Genomic DNA, 16,497 nt, shown 5'->3' with positions numbered 1-16,497 from the left:
GCCTCAGCGCTTGCCGGTCCTGTCGCCCGGCCGCTTCGACGGCGCGCGCGGCGGCGGTTTAGCGCCCTGCCGGTCGGCCAGGCGCGACGCGAGCCGGCCCGAAGCCGCGGCCACTTCGCCGCCCAGCTTGAGGTAGTTGAGGAAGCGGCCTTCGTCGAGCTCGCCGCGTGCGATCGCGGCGCGCACCGCGCAGCCCGGCTCGCGGCCGTGCGCGCAGTCGCGGAACCGGCACTCCGCGGCCAGCGCCTCGATGTCGGCGAAGCCGCCGTCGGCGATCTCCTCCTCGCCGGTGGGCTTGAGCTCGCGCATGCCCGGCGTGTCGATCAGGCAGGCGCCCGAGGGCAGCGGGAGCAGCGCGCGGTGGGTGGTGGTGTGGCGGCCGCGGGCGTCGTGCTCGCGCACCGCGGCGGTCTTCATCCGGTCGACGCCGAGCAGGGTGTTGGTCAGCGTGGATTTGCCGGCGCCGGAGCTTCCCACCAGCACGGCGGTATCGCCCGGCCGCAGCCACGGCGACAGCGCCTGCACCGCGGCCGGATCCCGGGCATTCACCGCCACCGCCGGCACGCCGAGCTCCCCGATGGCCGCCAGCGCCGCGCGCGCGGCCGCCGGGTCGGCGCCGGGAAGGTCGGCCTTGGTCAGCACCACCACCGGCTGCGCGCCGCTGCCCTGCACCAGCAGCAGATAGCGCTCGATGCGGCGCGGATTGAAGTCGCCGTCCAGGCCGCAGACCACGAAGGCCACGTCGACGTTGGCGGCGATCAGCTGCTGGCGGTAGTGCTCGCCGGCGGCCGCGCGCTTGATCGCGCTGCGCCGCGGCAGCAGCGCCACGATGCGCTTGCCGTCCTCGACCAGCACCCAGTCGCCGACCGCGGGGCGGTCCTCGGGCGCGACCGTGCCCTTGCGATAGCCCACGGGACGCTGCCATTCGGGCAGTGATTCCACCGCGACGCCGTCGCCGGGGCCGGTCGCCACCACGTAGCCGGAGCGATGCTGTTCGACCACGCGCGCCGGTCGCGCCTGCGGATGCGCGGCCATGGCGTCCTGCCAGCGCGGATCGATGCCGGCCCGCCAGCCGATCGCCTGCAGGTCGGGCGCGGGGTTCAAGCGTGGGCGCGGCGGGGATCCATGGCCGCGATTCTAGCGCCGGCCGCGCGCTCCGGCTTGGCAGTCGCGCGCGCGGCTGCGACCATCGCGCGGCCCTTGTCGCACGGAGCCACGATGGAACATTCCGACGCCGAACGCCGGCGCAGCCGCGGACGTGCCGCCCTGCGTGCCGCCCCTTGGCTCCCCGGTGCACTGGCGCTGCTGCTCGCCGGCTGCGCGTCCCACCCAGCCGTGGACGCCCCGCAGGACACCCCGCGGGACGCCCCGGCAGCGCCCGCGGCATCGACGACGGCGGACGCCGTGGCTGCGGCTTCGGCCGCGACGGCAGCGGAGCAGCCAGGCGTCGTGCCCCAGGTGCGGACCACCCGGGTCTTCGACGACGACGGCCTGCGCTTCGACAACCTGCTGCCCGCCGCGCGCCTGTCCGGCATCGAGCGCCTGGGCGAGGGCCGCTACCGCGTCGACATCGCGCCCGAGACCGAACCGGTCAATCCCAGCGCCTGGTACGGCTTCCGCATCCACGCCGACGCGCCGCGCGCGCTCGAGCTGCGCTTCGCCTACGCCCACGGCCATCGCCACCGCTACGTGCCCAAGCTCAGCGTCGACGGCCGCACATGGCGCGAGGCGCGCGCCGACGAGTTCCAGCTCGATGCCGACGGCACCGCGCGCCTGCGCCTGCAGCTCGCGGCCGGCGAGCTGCGGGTGTTCGCGCAGCCGCCGCTGCTGCCGGAGGACTTCGAAGCCTGGTCGGCGAGCGTCGCCACGGGCCTGGGCGTCGAGCCGGCCACGTTCGGCCGCTCGGTGCAGGGCCGGCCGCTGCGGATGTTCGAGTTCGGCGCCGGCGCGGACGCACCGGTGCTGCTGGTGCTCGGGCGCCAGCATCCACCGGAGAACACCGGCACCCAGGCGCTGATGGGCTTCGTCGAGGCGCTCGCCGCCGACACGCCGCAGGCGCGCTCGTTCCGCGACCGGGTGCGCGTGCTGGTGGTGCCGCTGCTCAATCCCGACGGCGTGGTCGAAGGCCACTGGCGCGGCAACGCCCGCGGCGTCGACATCAACCGCGACTGGGGCCCGTTCGCGCAGCCGGAGACGCGCGCGCTGCGCGATCTGCTGCAGCAGCGCGGCATCGGCGCCGGCCGCGTCGCCTTCGCGATCGACTTCCACTCCACCTTCCGCGACGTCTTCTACACGGTGGCCGAAGACCCCTCGCGGGCGCCGGACGGCGTGCTGCACGCGTGGATGGCGGCGATGCAGGCCGGCTTCGACATCGAGGAAAAGCCCTCGGCCGCACGCACGCCGGTGTTCAAGAACTGGGCGTTCTGCCGCCTCGGCGCACCCGCGGTGACCTACGAGGTGGGCGACACCACGCCCGCCGCCGAGCTGGAATCCGTGGCCCGCCACGCCGCGCGGAGCCTGATGGAGCTGCTGCCCGCCGCGGCGCCGCCTTCGGCGGCCCCGGCCTGCCCGCGCTTCGACGCCGGTTGAGCCTCGCGGAGCGCCGCGCCGGCGGCGCTTCCGGCCGGGAATTCCGCTAGTCTCTGCCGTCCCCCTCCGCCGAACCACCCGCATGCCCACGCCCCACGTCGCCACCCGGGAACGCCTGTCCGAGGTGCGCTACGAAATCCGCGGCGAGCTCGCCCGGCGCGCCCGCGAACTCGAGGCGCAGGGACATGCGCTGATCAAGCTCAACATCGGCAATCCCGGCGCCTTCGGCTTCCGCGCGCCGGAGCACATGCAGCGGGCGATCGCCGACCACATCCACGACACCGATCCCTACGCGCACCAGCAGGGCCTGCCGGCGGCGCGCGAGGCGATCGCCGCGCACCACGCCGCACGCGGCATGCACGGCGTGTCGGCCGACGACGTCTTCATCGGCAACGGCGTCAGCGAGCTGATCGACATCAGCCTGCGCGCCCTGCTCGACCCCGGCGACGAAGTACTGCTGCCCTCGCCCGACTACCCGCTGTGGTCGGCGGCGACCATCCTCAACGACGGCCGCCCGGTGTACTACCGCTGCCGCGCCGAGGACGGCTTCCTGCCGGACCCGGACGAGATCGAGGCGCTGGTGTCGACGCACACCCGCGCGATCGTGCTGATCAACCCGAACAATCCCACCGGCGCCAGCTACCCGCGCGCGCTGCTGGAGCGGATCGTGGCCATCGCCGCGCGCCACGGCCTGCTGCTGATGTCGGACGAGATCTACGACGGCATCACCTACGACGGCGCGCGCTTCGAGCCGCTGGCGCCGATCGCCGGCGACGTGCCCTGCATGTCCTTCGGCGGCCTGAGCAAGGTGCACCGCGCCTGCGGCTGGCGCGTGGGCTGGGCGCTCCTGTCGGGCGACCCGGCCGCGACCCGCGACTATCGCCACGCCATCGACCTGCTCGGTGCGCTGCGCCTGTGCGCGAACGTACCGGGGCAGTTCGCGGTGCCGGCGGCGCTGTCGGGGCTGGACACCATCGGCCCGCTGGTCGCGCCCGGCGGCCGCCTGCACGAGGCGCGGCGCGCGGTGGCCGAAGCCTGCGCCGCCAGCCCGCACCTCGAGCTGCGCGTACCCGACGGCGCGCTGTACGCCTTCCCGGGCGTGGTCGGCGACGCCGCCCGCGGCTTCGACGACCACCGCTTCGCGCTGGAGCTGATGGAGACCGAGCACGTGCTGGTGGTGCCGGGTTCGAGCTTCAACGTGCCCTTCCGCAACCACTTCCGCGTCACCCTGCTGCCGGAGCCGGAACAGCTGCGCGAGGTGTTCCGCCGCATCGACCGTGTCCTCGCGCGCCGCGCCGCCGCAGCCGGCACGGATCCAACCCCCGCCGCCGCGCCCGCGTCCTGACGTGATGTCGCTGTCCTTCCTCGCCCTCGGCGACTCCTACACCATCGGCGAGGCGGTCCCGGCCGAGGGCCGGTGGCCGCACCAGCTTGCGCACGCGCTGCGCGCCGAAGGCATCGCGCTCGACGACCCGCAGACCATCGCGCGGACCGGCTGGACCACCGACGAGCTCGACGCGGCCATCGATGCCGCCGCGCCCTCCGGCCCGTTCGACCTGGTGAGCCTGCTGATCGGCGTCAACAACCAGTACCGCGGACACAGCGTCGACGTGTACGCGCGCGAATTCGCCGCCCTGCTCGACCGCGCGATCGGCTTTGCCGGCCCCCGCGCCGAGCGCGTGCTGGTGCTGTCGATCCCGGACTGGGGCGTGACCCCGTTCGCGGCCGCGTCCGGACGCGACGTGTCCGTGATCGCGGGCGAGCTGGACGCGTACAACGCCGTCGCACGCCAGGCCTGTGACGGCCGCGGCGTCGCCTTCGTCGACATCACCGCCGCCAGCCGCGCGCGCGGCGCCGAACCCGCGATGCTGGCCGACGACGGCCTGCATCCTTCCACCTCCATGTACGCCGAATGGACGCGCCTGGCCCTGCCGGTCGCACGCCGCCTGCTGCAGCCGCCCGCGGGCACCGCCAAGGACGACGCATGAACACCCGAGCCGCCGACGCCCCTTTCCCGCCCACCGAAGCCCGCGCGATCGCCCGCGCCTTCCTGCCGCCGCGTTTCTACGGCAACCGCTACGACTACTACTACACGCTGACCAAGCTGCGCACCGACCCGCTGTATCCCGGCGTGCTCGAGGCCCTGCGCGGCACCACTGCGCCGGTCCTCGACCTCGGCTGCGGCCTGGGTCTGCTGCTGCACGCCCTGCGCCTCGACGGCCAGGCCATGCCCTGGCACGGCGTGGACATCGACGCCGACAAGATCAAGCGCGGCCGAATGATCGCCGAGCGCACCGGCATCGCCGACAACGCCCGCTTCGAAGTGGTCGACCTCGCCAAAGGCTGGCCGCCGCACCGGGGCAGCGTCGCCATCCTGGACGTGCTGCAGTACCTCGACGCCGAAGCCCAGGCCCGCCTGCTCGCCGACACCGCCGCGATGCTGGTGCCCGGCGCGAAGCTGGTGATCCGCAGCGGCCTGGGCGACGACACCCGCCGCGGCCGCACCACCCGCATCACCGACCGCCTCGCCCACCTCGCCGGCTGGATGCAGGAAGTGCCCAAGCGCTACCCCACCCGCGCCGAACTGGAAACCGCGCTCACGGGGGCGGGCCTGGCCGTCGACTTCCGGCCGCTGTATGGCAGTACGCCGTTCAACAACTGGCTGGTCGTGGCCCACCGCGACTGACCTGCTGCGCGCGGTGGGTGGGGCATCTTTTTTTGCCACGGATGAACGCGGATGACGCGCATTTGCGCGGATAGGGCAATGGCAGGAGAAAGAGCTTTTTCAGCCACGGATTTGCGCGGATGACGCGGATCTGGGCGAGGCAAGCGTGTTGCCAAGGAGCCTGATTGAAAAAGAAAAGCAGGCAAAGCGTGCTGCCGGCGCTGGCCTCAGCCAGATCCGCGTCATCCGCGCAAATCCGTGGCCAAACATGCTGTTGCCTTTCATCTGTTTCCTGATCGGCTCCCGCAGCCCCAACGCTTGCCCGCAAAGGCCTTTTCTACAAACGCTTTTGCTCTATCCGTGTAGATCCGCGCTATCCGCGTTCATCCGTGGCAAATCTTTTGCTCTTCACCCCATCGGAACCACCGCCCGATAGCCCGCACCCTGCGCATGGGCGAGGACCGCGGCGATGATGTCGACGCTGCGGCCGTGGGGGGCGCCTTCGTGGAGGAGGACGATGGCGCCCGGGGCGAGGTCTGCGGCGATGCGGGCGGCGACGCGGGCGGGGTCGGATTCGACGGCGTCGTAGCCGCGGGCGCTCCAGGCCAGGCGCGACAGGCCGGCGTCGCGCAGCGGTGCGTGGACGAAGGGGTTGGCGTGGCCGACGACGGCGCGGAACCAGCGTGGCGGCGTGCCGGTGATGTCGGTGAGCGTGCGCTGGCAGTCGAGGATTTCACGGCGCATCGCGCGCGGCCCCAGGGCCCAGAAGCGGGCCTGCGGATGGGTGTGGCTGTGGTTGCCGATGCCGTGGCCGCGGGCGGCGATCTCGCGCACCAGCTCCGGGCGCGCGGCGGCGCGTTCGCCGACCAGGAAGAGGGTGGCCTTCGCGCCGTGCGCGTCGAGCAGGTCGAGGATGGCGGCGGTGTCGTCGGACGGGCCGTCGTCGATGGTCAGCCACAGCTCGCGGCCGGTGGCCGGGAAGCTCCGCCGCGCCGGGCCGAACAGGCGCGAACCGGGCCGCAGCGTGCCCCAGACGAGACCCAGGTGCAGGGCGATCAGCAGCGGCAGGCCCCAGCGCCAGCCGAGCTGCCACCAGGCGAGCGCGACGGCGAGGTGCAGGACCAGGGTGATCCAGGCCCAGGCGTGGGGGTGGCGGGGGATGGCGTGGAGGGGGGGCGGTGCGGGCATTCCGGGATGGTGGCACACCGGGTCGCAGCTGTAGCTGCTCCTACAGGAGTGGTGTCGTATCGGTCGTGGCGGTCGCGGCTCCCGCATGTCGATGACGCGGGTCAAGGCCGTGTGTGCGTGCGCGGGGTACCCTATGCAGCCCACTCTTCCACCGCGGTGCCCGCCATGTCCCTCACCCCCGAACTCCGCCAGCGCATCGACGAGCTGCTGCAGGCCAACCGCATCGTGCTGTTCATGAAGGGCGAGCCGCGGGCGCCGCAGTGCGGCTTCTCGGCCAAGGCGGTGGCGGCGCTGTCGACGCTGGAGCTGCCCTACGCGCACGTCAACGTGCTGGCCGACGGCGAGATCCGCGAGGGCATCAAGGCCTACGGCAACTGGCCCACCATCCCGCAGCTCTACATCGAGGGCGAGCTGGTCGGCGGCAGCGACATCATCGAGCAGATGGCCAACTCCGGCGAGCTGCACGCCGCGCTCGGCGTGGCGCCGCCGGACCGCACGCCGCCGGCGATCACCATCACCGCGGCCGCCCGGCCGACGCTGCGCAAGGCGATCGACGACGCCGGCGGCGACCTTGCGGTGCAGGTCGACATCGACCCGAACTTCCGTACCCGGCTGGCGCTGGCCACGCCCGACGCGAACGCCATCACCGTCGACTGCGACGGCATCCCGGTGCAGGTGGCGGTGGCCGCCGCGCGCCGCGCCGACGGCCTGGTGATCGACTTCGCCGACGACGCCCGCGGCAAGGGCCTGGTGGTGGAGAACCCGAACGCGCCGCCGCCGGTGCGCGCGCTGTCGCCCGCCGACGCGCAGTCGCGCGCGGCCGCCGGCCAGGTCCGCCTGGTCGACGTGCGCCCGGCCGAGGAGCGCGCGCTGGCCGAAGCCCCGGTGCCGCACTCCACCTTCGACGAAGGCCCGGGCGCGCTGGAAGCGCTGCCGAAGGACACCCCGCTGGCCTTCCTCTGCCATCACGGCGGCCGCAGCCAGCAGGCCGCGGAGCACTTCCGCCAGCGCGGCTTCCGCGAGGTCTACAGCGTCGAGGGCGGGATCGATGCCTGGGCCGAGCAGGCGAACGGGACGATTCCGCGTTACTGAGGTGCTGCGGTAGCCAATCGGGAAGTTGACGAAAGGCAACAGCATGTTTGGCCACGGATTTGCGCGGATCACGCGGATCTGGCGCAGGCAAGCGTGTTGCCGGAAAGCCTGATAAGAACGAAATGCCCAAAGAAAGCGTGGTGCCATCGCTGGCCTCAGCCAGATCCGCGTGATCCGCGCAAATCCGTGGCTGAAAAAGCTTTCTCTCCTGCCTTTGCGTTATCCGTGCAGATCCGCGTCATCCGCGTTCATCCGTGGCAAAGGCTTTTCTAGAAGCCTCCACCAGCATCAAGCCAGGCCTGTTCGTCGGCGGTGTTGACGCGGCCCAGTGCGTGGTTGCGGTGCGGGAAGCGGCCGAAGCGTTCGATCACTTCGTGGTGCTGCACGGCGTAGTCGGCGTAGGTGCCGCCGAGGTCGGCCATCAGGGCCACGGCGCGATCCTGCTCCAGCAGGTCCTCGGAATGCTCGAAGGGCATGTAGCAGAACACCCGCAGTTCCGGGTCGACCTCGCGGTCCTGTCCCGCCTCCAGCATGCGCCCGGCGTAGTGCAGGGCCAGCGGGTCGGTGGCATAGGAATGCGCGCTGCCGCGGAAGATGTTGCGCGGCACCTGGTCGAGCAGGAGCAGCAGCGCCAGCGCGCCGTCGGCCTCGTCCATCCAGCCTTCGAGCTCGCGGCGGGCGGCGGCGAAGTGCGCGGCTTCGAGGCGTTCGCGCACCTCGGCGTCGAAGGCCTCGCCGCCGTTGAACCACTTCGACGCGCCGGCGTCGCGCCAGAAGTCCTGGACCTCGCGGGCCGTCGGCAGGGCATGGGCGGCAGTCATTCGTCGAACCTCAGGTGGCGCACGGACTTGCCGTGGCGGCGGATCAGGCGCAGCGCCTCGATGCCGGTCTGGATGTGGCCTTCGACAAAGCGCGTGCTGACCTGCGCGTCGGACGCCTCGGTCTTGACGCCCTCGGGAATCATCGGCTGGTCGCTCACCAGCAGCAGCGCGCCCGAAGGAATGCGGTTGGCGAAACCGGCGGCGAACACGGTCGCGGTCTCCATGTCGATGGCCATGCAGCGCATCGCGCGCAGGCGCTCCTTGAACGCCTCGTCGTGCTCCCAGACGCGGCGGTTGGTGGTGTAGACGGTGCCGGTCCAGTAGTCGAGCCCGGCGTCGCGGATCGAGGTCGAGACCGCGCGCTGCAGCGCGAACGCCGGCAGCGCCGGGACCTGCGGCGGCAGGTAGTCGTCGCTGGTGCCCTCGCCGCGGATGGCGGCGATCGGCAGCACCAGGTCGCCGAGCTGGTTCTTCTTCTTCAGCCCGCCGCACTTGCCGAGGAACAGCACCGCCTTCGGGCCGATCGCGGACAGCAGGTCCATCAGCGTGGCCGCGTTAGGGCTGCCCATGCCGAAGTTGATCATGGTGATGCCGTCGGCGGTGGCGCTGGGCATCGGGCGGTCGGTGCCGACGATCTCCGCGCCCGTCAGGCGCGCGAAGTGGCCGAGGTAGCCGCCGAAGTTGGTGAGCAGGATGTATTCGCCGAAGCCGTCCAGCGGCACGCCGGTGTAGCGCGGCAGCCAGTTTTCGACGATCTGGTCTTTTTCCTTCATTCGTTCCTCCGTGTTTGCCGGGGGATTCTGGCATGGCGGGGTCGCGGCTATAGCCGCTCCTGCAGCGGGGCGGCGGGATCGGGGGGCTCTGTGCGGCCAACCACGACTTTCCGGCCATTGCCGGGTACCCGGCGCCGCGGCTAGGGTGTGGCGGCAACCACGGGGACCACCGATGCACCTGAAGACGCCGGCCGCGCTCGCCGCGGCGCTCACCCTTGCGCTGGCCACCGGCTGCGCGACCACCAGCGCGGCCTCGCGCGACGACGGCCCGCGCGACGCCACCACCAGTGGCTCACCCGGCGATGCCTATCCCAGCACCTACCGGCGCATCGCCAGCGCACCGGTGCTGGTCAGCGGCGCGACCGTGCTCGACGGCACCGGCAAGCGCCTGGACGGCGCCGACGTGCTGATGCGCGACGGTGTGGTCGCCGCCGTGGGCGTCGGCCTCGAGGCGCCCGCCGACGCGGTGCGCGTGGATGGCCGCGGCAAGTGGGTCACGCCCGGCATCATCGACATCCACTCGCACCTTGGCGTGTATCCCAGCCCGGGCACGTCCTCGCACAGCGACGGCAACGAGATGACCTCGCCGGTGACGGCCGCGGTCTGGGCCGAGCACTCGGTCTGGCCGCAGGACCCCGGCTTCCACGCCGCGCTGGCCGGCGGCGTCACCAGCCTGCAGATCCTGCCCGGCTCGGCCAACCTGGTCGGCGGCCGCGGCGTGACCCTGAAGAACGTGCCGGCCACCAGCTACCAGGGCATGAAGTTCCCCGACGCCCCGCACGGCCTGAAGATGGCCTGCGGCGAGAACCCCAAGCGCGTCTACGGCCAGAAGGGCGGCCCGGCCACGCGCATGGGCAACGTGGCCGGCTACCGTGCCGCCTTCATCGACGCCGCCGAGTACCGCGACAAGCGCGCCGGCGACAAGGGCGGCAAGCGCGACCTCAAGCTCGAGACCCTGGCCGGCGCGCTCGACGGCGACATCCTGGTCCACATCCACTGCTACCGCGCCGACGAGATGGTGACCATGCTCGACCTGGCCGACGAGTTCGGCTTCAAGGTGGCCGCCTTCCACCACGGCGTGGAGGCCTACAAGATCGCCGACCGACTGGGCCGCGAAGGCGTCTGCGGCGCGCTCTGGGCCGACTGGTGGGGCTTCAAGATGGAGGCCTTCGACGGCATCCAGGAGAACATCGCCATCGTCGACCGCGCGCCCGGCGGCTGCGCGATCGTGCATTCGGATTCGGACGAGGGCATCCAGCGCCTCAACCAGGAAGCCGCCAAGGTGATGGCCAACGCGCGCCGCGCGGGCATCGACATCGCCCCGGAACACGCCATCACCTGGCTGACCGCCAACCCGGCGAAGGCCATGGGCATCGCCGCGCGCACCGGCACGCTGGAGGCCGGCAAGATGGCCGACATGGTGTTGTGGAACGGCAATCCCTTCAGCTCGTACGCGCTTGCCGAACAGGTGTGGATCGACGGCGCGAAGATGTACGACCGCCACGACCCGGCGCGGCAGCCGCGCTCGGACTTCATGCTCGGCCGCAGCGCCGCCCCCGGAGGTGCCCGATGACCCCCACCACCGGTAGGAGCAGCTACAGCTGCGACCGCAGCCACCATGACCACCACCGCAACGACCGCAGCGACTGCCTCGACCGCGTCGACCGCCTCGACCGCCAGGGCCGCAGCGGCGGCGAACGGGCTGGTTTTGCGCGAGGCCGGTCGCAGCCTTGGCTGCTCCTACAGGCGGGGCTAGTCGTGGGGCTGCTGGTTGCTTGCGCTGCGGCATCCGCGCAGGACCTTCTGATCCGCAACGCCACCGTGCACACGGCCACCGCGCGCGGCACGCTGCAGGGCGCCGACGTGCTGGTGCGCAACGGGCGCATCGCCGCCGTCGGCACCGGGCTGGATGGCGGCGGCGCGACCGTGGTCGAGGCCGCGGGCAAGCCGCTCACGCCGACCCTGTTCGGCGGCATCACCGGCATCGGCATCGAGGAGGTGTCCGGCGAATCGGCGACCACCGACGGCCGCCTGGCGCTGGGCGAGAACGCGCACGACATGACCGTGCGCCCCGAGTTCGACGTCACCCTGGCCTACAACCCGGACTCGCTGCTGGTCCCGGTGGCGCGCGTGGAGGGCATCGGCTTCACCCTGCTCGCGGCCGGCACCGGCAGCGGCGGTTCGATCATCGGCGGCCAGGGCGCGGTGATGCGCCTGGACGGCAGCGACGAGCCGGCGGGCCCGAAGCTGCTCTTCATCGACCTCGGCAGCCGCGCCGCCAACCTCACCGGCGGCTCGCGCGCGGCGCAGTGGATGCTGCTCGACCAGCTGGTCGACGAGGCCCGCGGCCGCATCGCGCCGGACTCGTCGGCCGCCCTGCTGACGCCGGCGGGCCGCGCGACGCTGCAGCGCCACCTCGGCGCCGGGCGTCCGCTGGTGGTGGGCGTGGAGCGCGCCGCCGACATGCGCCAGCTGCTGCGCTGGTCGAAGAAGCACGGCGTGCGCATCGCGATCCGCGGCGGCGGCGAGGCCTGGCGCGTGGCGCGCGAGCTGGCCGAGGCCCGGGTGCCGGTGTTCGTCGACCCGCTGGACAACCTGCCGGCGAACTTCGACCGCATCCACGCCAGCGAGCGCAATGCCGCCCTGCTGCGCGCGGCCGGGGTGGAGGTCGGCTTCACCCAGGCCGGCGATGCCTCGCACAACGCGCGCAAGCTGCGCCAGCTGGCCGGCAACGCGGTCGCCCACGGCCTGCCCTGGGACGCGGCGCTGGCCGGCCTGACCCGGGTCCCCGCGCAGACGTTCGGCGTCGACGGCGAGACCGGCGCGATCGCGCCGGGCCTGCGCGCCGACCTGGTGCTGTGGGACGGCGACCCGCTCGATGTCGCCAGCCTCGCCAGCCAGGTGTGGTTCGACGGCCGCGCGATCGACATGCGCTCGCGCCAGACCGAGCTGCGCGACCGCTACCTGCGCGCCGAGCCCGACGCCGCCCGCGGCGAGCTGCCGCGGGCCTATCCGGCCGCCGGCGCGCGCTGAGCCTCCGCAGCGCCCGCGGCCCGACCGCGGGCGCTGCCATTCCCGCCATTGATCCCGGTCAATACCGGGCGCCAGGCGTCGGCCAATGATGTCCCCAGGTCACTTGGGGAGATCCCGCCATGCATCCCGTCTTCGTCGAGCTGTTCGCGCGCCCCGTCGGCTGGCTGTTGATCGGGGGCACCCTGATCATGGTCGCCATCGGCATCGGCGTGCCCCTGTTCATCCGCCATCGCGAACGCATGGAACGGGCCGCGGCGGAGCGTACGCCGAAGCGCTGAGCCGTCCCGGCCGCGTCCCGTCCGCGCGTCGCCGAAAGCCGATGCCGGAACAGGTGCGGCATCACGCCACGAGCGTGACCGTGGGCACGTTGCATGCGACGATCGGGCATCGGGACAGCCAGGCAGGACATGCGATGCGTATCGGTCTCGTCGTCGATTCGGCCTGCGACCTGCCGCGGGACCCGGCTACGAGCGCCTGCGCAACGCCTGCGCCGACCAGAACGTGGAGGTGTTCGAGAGCGTGATGAGCACCACCGGCATGGTCAACGTCGGCCGCGGCGCCGTGGTCGTGGGCTTCGCCGCGCCCGAACACCGCTTCGACTGAGCCCGCAACGCGTGTTTAACGGCGCCCCGCTAAGCTTGCCCCGACGCCACACCACGGACTACCGCATGCCGACGCGCTACTTCATCGCCATCCCCGACCCGGCCGCGGCGCGCGCCGCCGGCGACTTCGCGTTCAAGGCGCACGGCGCCGACGCCTTCGCGCAGGAGCTGCAGGAGGCGCTGCGCGGCGAGCAGCTGTTCGAGCGCTGGCGCGCCACCCAGGACGAGCCCGACGAGGTCGATCCGCTGCTGGGCGCCACCGATCCGTCGGCGGTGGTGGAGGCCACGCAGCGTGAGCAGCGCATCGAGCTGGTCGCCACCACCGCCCTGCGCGGCGACGTCTTCAAGCACCGCATGCGCCTGCTGGCCGGCAACGCCTGGGAACTGCGCGACGTCCGTGCCGCCTGAGTCCCGCGGCGGCGCGCGGCCTCGCGCGCTGCTGGCCTGGAGCGGCGGCAAGGACGCGGCCTGGGCGCTGCATGTCCTGCGCGAACGCGGCGAAGTCGAAGTCGTCGGCCTGCTGACCACGATCACCGAAGGCCACGAGCGCGCCTCGATGCAGGGCATCCGCGTTGACGTGCTGCGGGCGCAGGCCGCGGCCGCCGGCCTTCCGCTGCTGGAATCACGGATCCCGCAGGACTGCGACAACGCGCGCTACGAGGCCGCGTTCGCCGCCGCGCTGGACGAAGCCCGCGCGCGCTGGCCCGGCATCGACCGCATCGCCTTCGGCGATCTGCTGCTGGCCGACATCCGGGCCTGGCGCGAGGCGCTGTGCGCACGACTGAGCTGGACGGCGCTGTTCCCGCTGTTCGGCGCGGACACCGCGGCCGTGGCCCGCGGGATGCTCGCCGGCGGACTGCGGGCCGCGCTGTGCTGCGTGGACACCCGCCAGCTCGACGCGGCGTTCGCCGACCGCGACTTCGACGCCGGCCTGCTCGCGTCGCTGCCGGAGGGCGTCGACCCCTGCGGCGAGAACGGCGAGTTCCATACCTGCGTGGCGGACGGGCCGATGTTCGCCGCGCCGCTCATGCTCGAGCGTGGCGACACGCTGCTGCGCGATGGCCGCTTCGCGTATACGGATTTCCGGCTGGTGGCGGGCTGAGCAATTGACGGAGAAGCCTTGCCACGGATCTACGTGGCAAAAAAAGCTCAGCCCTTCAGCGCCGCCGCATGGTGCGCGATGTGCTCGCCGATGAAGCTGGCAATGAAGTAGTAGCTGTGGTCGTAGCCGGGCTGCATGCGCAGCGTCAGTGGATGGCCGGCGGCCTCGCACGCGGCCTGCAGCAGCTGCGGGCGGAGCTGGGTGTCGAGGAACTCGTCGGCATCGCCCTGGTCGACCAGCAGCGGCAGCCGTTCCTTCGCCGACTTCACCAGTTCGACGGTGTCGTACTGCGCCCAGGCGTCGCGGTCCTCGCCCAGGTAGGCGCCCAGCGCCTTCTCGCCCCAGGGCACCTGGCTTGGCGCCACGATCGGCGAGAACGCGGACACGCTGCGGTAGCGGCCGGGATTCTTCAGCGCGATGGTCAGCGCGCCGTGGCCGCCCATCGAATGGCCGCTGATCGCGCGGCGGTCGCTGGCCGCGGGATCGGCTTCGACCCAGGCCGGCAGCTCGTCGACGATGTAGTCGTACATGCGGTAGTGCGCGGCCCACGGATCCTGCGTGGCGTTGACGTAGAAGCCGGCGCCCTTGCCGAGGTCGTAGCCGGGCGCGTCGGCGACGTCGTCACCGCGCGGGCTGGTGTCCGGCGCGACGATGATGATCCCGTGCTCGGCGGCGTAGCGCTGCGCACCGGCCTTGGTGATGAAGTTCTGCTCGGTGCAGGTCAGGCCGCTCAGCCAGTACAGCACCGGGCAGGGGCCGTCGGCGGCCTGCGGCGGGACGTACACGCCGACGGTCATGTCGCAGCCCAGCACCTCCGAGCGGTGGCGGTACACGTCCTGCCAGCCGCCGAACGACGCACGATGTTCGATCCGTTCCACGAAACACCTCCAGAAAAAAGCTCCCTGTAGGAGCAGCTAAAGCTGCGACCCGCAACCCGCATGGAAACGACAGCACCCCGCACCCGTGGAAGCAGTCGCAGCTGTAGCTGCTCCTACAGGTGGGCCCGCGTCGCCACCGGTGGGCGCGTTGCCGGGATGGACGCGCGTTGTCGCAGGTGCCGGCGTTGCCACCGGCACGCGCATGTCAGTACCGGATCACCGTGCGGATCGACTTGCCTTCGTGCATCAGGTCGAAGGCCTCGTTGATCCGCTCCAGCGGCAGGGTGTGGGTGACGAACGGCGCCAGCTGGATCTCGCCCTTCATCGCGTCCTCGACCATGCCCGGCAACTCGCTGCGTCCCTTCACGCCGCCGAAGGCCGTGCCCAGCCACTTGCGGCCGGTGACCAGCTGGAACGGGCGCGTGCTGATCTCCTTGCCCGCGCCGGCCACGCCGATGATCACGCTCTGGCCCCAGCCGCGGTGCGCGCACTCCAGCGCCGCGCGCATCACGTCGACGTTGCCGATGCACTCGAAGCTGTGGTCCACGCCCCAGCCGGTCATCTCCACGATCACCTGCTGGATCGGCTTGTCGTGATCCTTCGGATTCACGCATTCGGTCGCGCCCATCTCCTGAGCCAGCGCGAACTTCGACGGATTGGTGTCGATGGCGATGATGCGCCCGGCCTTCGCCTGCTTGGCGCCCTGGATCACCGCCAGGCCGATCGCGCCGAGGCCGAACACGGCCACGCTGTCGCCCTCCTGCACCTTCGCCGTGTTGTGCACCGCGCCGATGCCGGTGGTCACGCCGCAGCCGAGCAGGCAGGTGTGCTCCGGGTTGGCTTCCGGGTTCACCTTGGCCAGCGAGACTTCGGCGACCACGGTGTGTTCGGCGAAGGTCGAGCAGCCCATGTAGTGGTAGACCGGCTGGCCGTTGTAGCTGAAGCGCGTGGTGCCGTCGGGCATCACGCCCTTGCCCTGGGTGGCGCGCACCGCGACGCACAGGTTGGTCTTGCCCGACTTGCAGAACAGGCACTCGCCGCATTCGGCGGTGTACAGCGGGATCACATGATCGCCCGGCTTCACGCTGGTCACGCCCTCGCCCACCTCCACCACGATGCCCGCGCCTTCATGGCCGAGCACCGCCGGGAACACGCCTTCCGGATCCTCGCCCGACAGCGTGAAGGCATCGGTGTGGCAGAGCGCGGTGTGGGTGATCTTCACCAGCACCTCGCCCTTCTTCGGGCCTTCGAGGTCGAGCTCGACGATCTGCAGCGGCTTGCCGGCTTCGAAGGCGACGGCGGCACGGGTCTTCATGGTGATGCTCCTGGCGATGCGATGTGTGGGGCGGCGCTCGCGGCGCCGTGGTTCGTGCGGGCGACCTACTTGAGATAGGAGCGGATCAGCCCGGTCATTTCAGCGACGCGCTCCGCGCGCTCGGCGTCAGTGTGCGCGGCCTGCCCGAACTGCTCGCGCAGGTGCGACTCCAGCACCTCGCTCATCAGCCCGTTGACCGCGCCGCGGATGGCCGCGATCTGCTGCAGCACCGGCGCACAGTCGGCACCGGCTTCCAGCGCGCGGTCGAGCGCGTCGCACTGCCCGCGGATGCGACGGACGCGGGCGAGGACCTTCTTTTTTTCCTCGGGCGAATGGGGCACGGCGGCGCGTCCGGACTATAGTGGGGGGCAGTATACAAGCCACCGCCCGTCACTTCCACCTTGCTACGGGTCGCGGACCGGCCATGGGGCCGGACATA

At 71.9% G+C, this 16,497-nt stretch carries 17 protein-coding genes and 1 pseudogene; 11 read left to right on the top strand and 7 right to left on the bottom strand.

Features of this window, described 5'->3' with window-relative positions:
- Positions 1 to 3: 3 nt before the first annotated feature.
- Entirely contained in the window at positions 4 to 1,104 is a 1,101-nt protein-coding gene (gene rsgA / locus IE168_RS09200) for a ribosome small subunit-dependent GTPase A (protein ID WP_386659597.1), read from the bottom strand.
- A gap of 345 nt (positions 1,105 to 1,449) precedes the next feature.
- Between rsgA and IE168_RS09195 the strand changes: the two genes are divergently transcribed.
- The 4 genes from IE168_RS09195 (at position 1,450) to IE168_RS09180 (ending at position 5,275) form a co-directional block, all read left to right on the top strand.
- Positions 1,450 to 2,589 (top strand): M14 family metallopeptidase, encoded by a 1,140-nt coding sequence (locus tag IE168_RS09195; RefSeq protein ID WP_189497509.1) that lies wholly within the window; start codon positions 1,450 to 1,452, stop codon positions 2,587 to 2,589.
- 82 nt (positions 2,590 to 2,671) lie between these two features.
- Complete coding sequence (locus IE168_RS09190) at positions 2,672 to 3,934, top strand: aminotransferase class I/II-fold pyridoxal phosphate-dependent enzyme (protein WP_189497506.1); 1,263 nt, start codon at positions 2,672 to 2,674, stop codon at positions 3,932 to 3,934.
- 4 nt (positions 3,935 to 3,938) lie between these two features.
- A complete protein-coding gene (locus IE168_RS09185; protein WP_189497503.1) occupies positions 3,939 to 4,577 on the top strand; it encodes an SGNH/GDSL hydrolase family protein in 639 nt (212 codons plus the stop codon).
- On the top strand, positions 4,574 to 5,275 hold the full coding sequence (locus IE168_RS09180; protein WP_189497501.1) for a methyltransferase domain-containing protein: 702 nt from the start codon (positions 4,574 to 4,576) through the stop codon (positions 5,273 to 5,275). The genes IE168_RS09185 and IE168_RS09180 overlap by 4 nt, the downstream gene beginning before the upstream one ends.
- A gap of 387 nt (positions 5,276 to 5,662) precedes the next feature.
- Here the strand turns inward: IE168_RS09180 and IE168_RS09175 are convergent, their stop codons facing one another.
- A complete protein-coding gene (locus tag IE168_RS09175) occupies positions 5,663 to 6,442 on the bottom strand; it encodes a polysaccharide deacetylase family protein (RefSeq protein WP_189497498.1) in 780 nt (259 codons plus the stop codon).
- 165 nt (positions 6,443 to 6,607) lie between these two features.
- On the opposite strand from IE168_RS09175, the gene grxD reads away from it, so the two are divergent.
- Positions 6,608 to 7,534 carry a Grx4 family monothiol glutaredoxin gene (gene grxD / locus IE168_RS09170; protein ID WP_189497495.1) on the top strand — a complete coding sequence of 309 codons (927 nt, stop codon included), beginning with the start codon at positions 6,608 to 6,610 and terminating at the stop codon, positions 7,532 to 7,534.
- 269 nt (positions 7,535 to 7,803) lie between these two features.
- Here the strand turns inward: grxD and IE168_RS09165 are convergent, their stop codons facing one another.
- Together IE168_RS09165 and IE168_RS09160 are read right to left on the bottom strand one after the other, a co-directional pair.
- Positions 7,804 to 8,355: a DUF924 family protein gene (locus IE168_RS09165; RefSeq protein WP_189497492.1), complete on the bottom strand. Its 552-nt coding sequence runs from the start codon at positions 8,353 to 8,355 to the stop codon at positions 7,804 to 7,806.
- A complete protein-coding gene (locus tag IE168_RS09160; protein ID WP_189497489.1) occupies positions 8,352 to 9,128 on the bottom strand; it encodes an AMP nucleosidase in 777 nt (258 codons plus the stop codon). Before IE168_RS09160 ends, IE168_RS09165 begins: the two co-directional genes overlap by 4 nt.
- 172 nt (positions 9,129 to 9,300) lie before the next feature.
- Here IE168_RS09160 and IE168_RS09155 point away from each other — a divergent pair, with 172 nt between their 5' ends.
- From IE168_RS09155 to IE168_RS09135, 6 genes and pseudogenes are all read left to right on the top strand, one after another.
- The gene (locus IE168_RS09155; protein ID WP_189497486.1) at positions 9,301 to 10,701 is read left to right on the top strand and encodes an amidohydrolase; all 1,401 of its coding nucleotides are present in this window, start codon (positions 9,301 to 9,303) and stop codon (positions 10,699 to 10,701) included.
- Positions 10,698 to 12,161: an amidohydrolase family protein gene (locus tag IE168_RS09150; RefSeq protein ID WP_189497482.1), complete on the top strand. Its 1,464-nt coding sequence runs from the start codon at positions 10,698 to 10,700 to the stop codon at positions 12,159 to 12,161. Before IE168_RS09155 ends, IE168_RS09150 begins: the two co-directional genes overlap by 4 nt.
- Before the next feature lie 119 nt (positions 12,162 to 12,280).
- Entirely contained in the window at positions 12,281 to 12,439 is a 159-nt protein-coding gene (locus tag IE168_RS09145) for a hypothetical protein (protein ID WP_189497479.1), read from the top strand.
- A 181-nt stretch (positions 12,440 to 12,620) separates the two neighbouring features.
- A pseudogene (locus IE168_RS14530) lies at positions 12,621 to 12,764 on the top strand (DegV family protein); the annotation flags it as partial.
- A 65-nt stretch (positions 12,765 to 12,829) separates the two neighbouring features.
- Positions 12,830 to 13,171 carry a hypothetical protein gene (locus IE168_RS09140; protein ID WP_189497809.1) on the top strand — a complete coding sequence of 114 codons (342 nt, stop codon included), beginning with the start codon at positions 12,830 to 12,832 and terminating at the stop codon, positions 13,169 to 13,171.
- Positions 13,161 to 13,865: an adenine nucleotide alpha hydrolase gene (locus IE168_RS09135; protein ID WP_189497476.1), complete on the top strand. Its 705-nt coding sequence runs from the start codon at positions 13,161 to 13,163 to the stop codon at positions 13,863 to 13,865. The genes IE168_RS09140 and IE168_RS09135 overlap by 11 nt, the downstream gene beginning before the upstream one ends.
- 47 nt (positions 13,866 to 13,912) lie before the next feature.
- On the opposite strand, the gene fghA is transcribed toward IE168_RS09135, so the two are convergent.
- The 3 genes from fghA to frmR all read right to left on the bottom strand — a co-directional run bounded on the left by fghA (position 13,913) and on the right by frmR (position 16,399).
- On the bottom strand, positions 13,913 to 14,743 hold the full coding sequence (fghA, locus tag IE168_RS09130; protein ID WP_189497473.1) for an S-formylglutathione hydrolase: 831 nt from the start codon (positions 14,741 to 14,743) through the stop codon (positions 13,913 to 13,915).
- A gap of 205 nt (positions 14,744 to 14,948) precedes the next feature.
- Positions 14,949 to 16,058 (bottom strand): S-(hydroxymethyl)glutathione dehydrogenase/class III alcohol dehydrogenase, encoded by a 1,110-nt coding sequence (locus tag IE168_RS09125; RefSeq protein ID WP_189497471.1) that lies wholly within the window; start codon positions 16,056 to 16,058, stop codon positions 14,949 to 14,951.
- Positions 16,059 to 16,123: 65 nt separating this feature from the next.
- On the bottom strand, positions 16,124 to 16,399 hold the full coding sequence (gene frmR, locus IE168_RS09120) for a formaldehyde-responsive transcriptional repressor FrmR (protein WP_189497466.1): 276 nt from the start codon (positions 16,397 to 16,399) through the stop codon (positions 16,124 to 16,126).
- Between the last annotated feature and the right edge of the window lie 98 nt (positions 16,400 to 16,497).

This window comes from Luteimonas padinae (assembly GCF_014652935.1).
Lineage (GTDB): Bacteria > Pseudomonadota > Gammaproteobacteria > Xanthomonadales > Xanthomonadaceae > Luteimonas > Luteimonas padinae.
The sequence above is the reverse complement of the archived record's forward strand: the minus strand, read 5'-3'. Positions and strand labels throughout refer to the sequence as shown.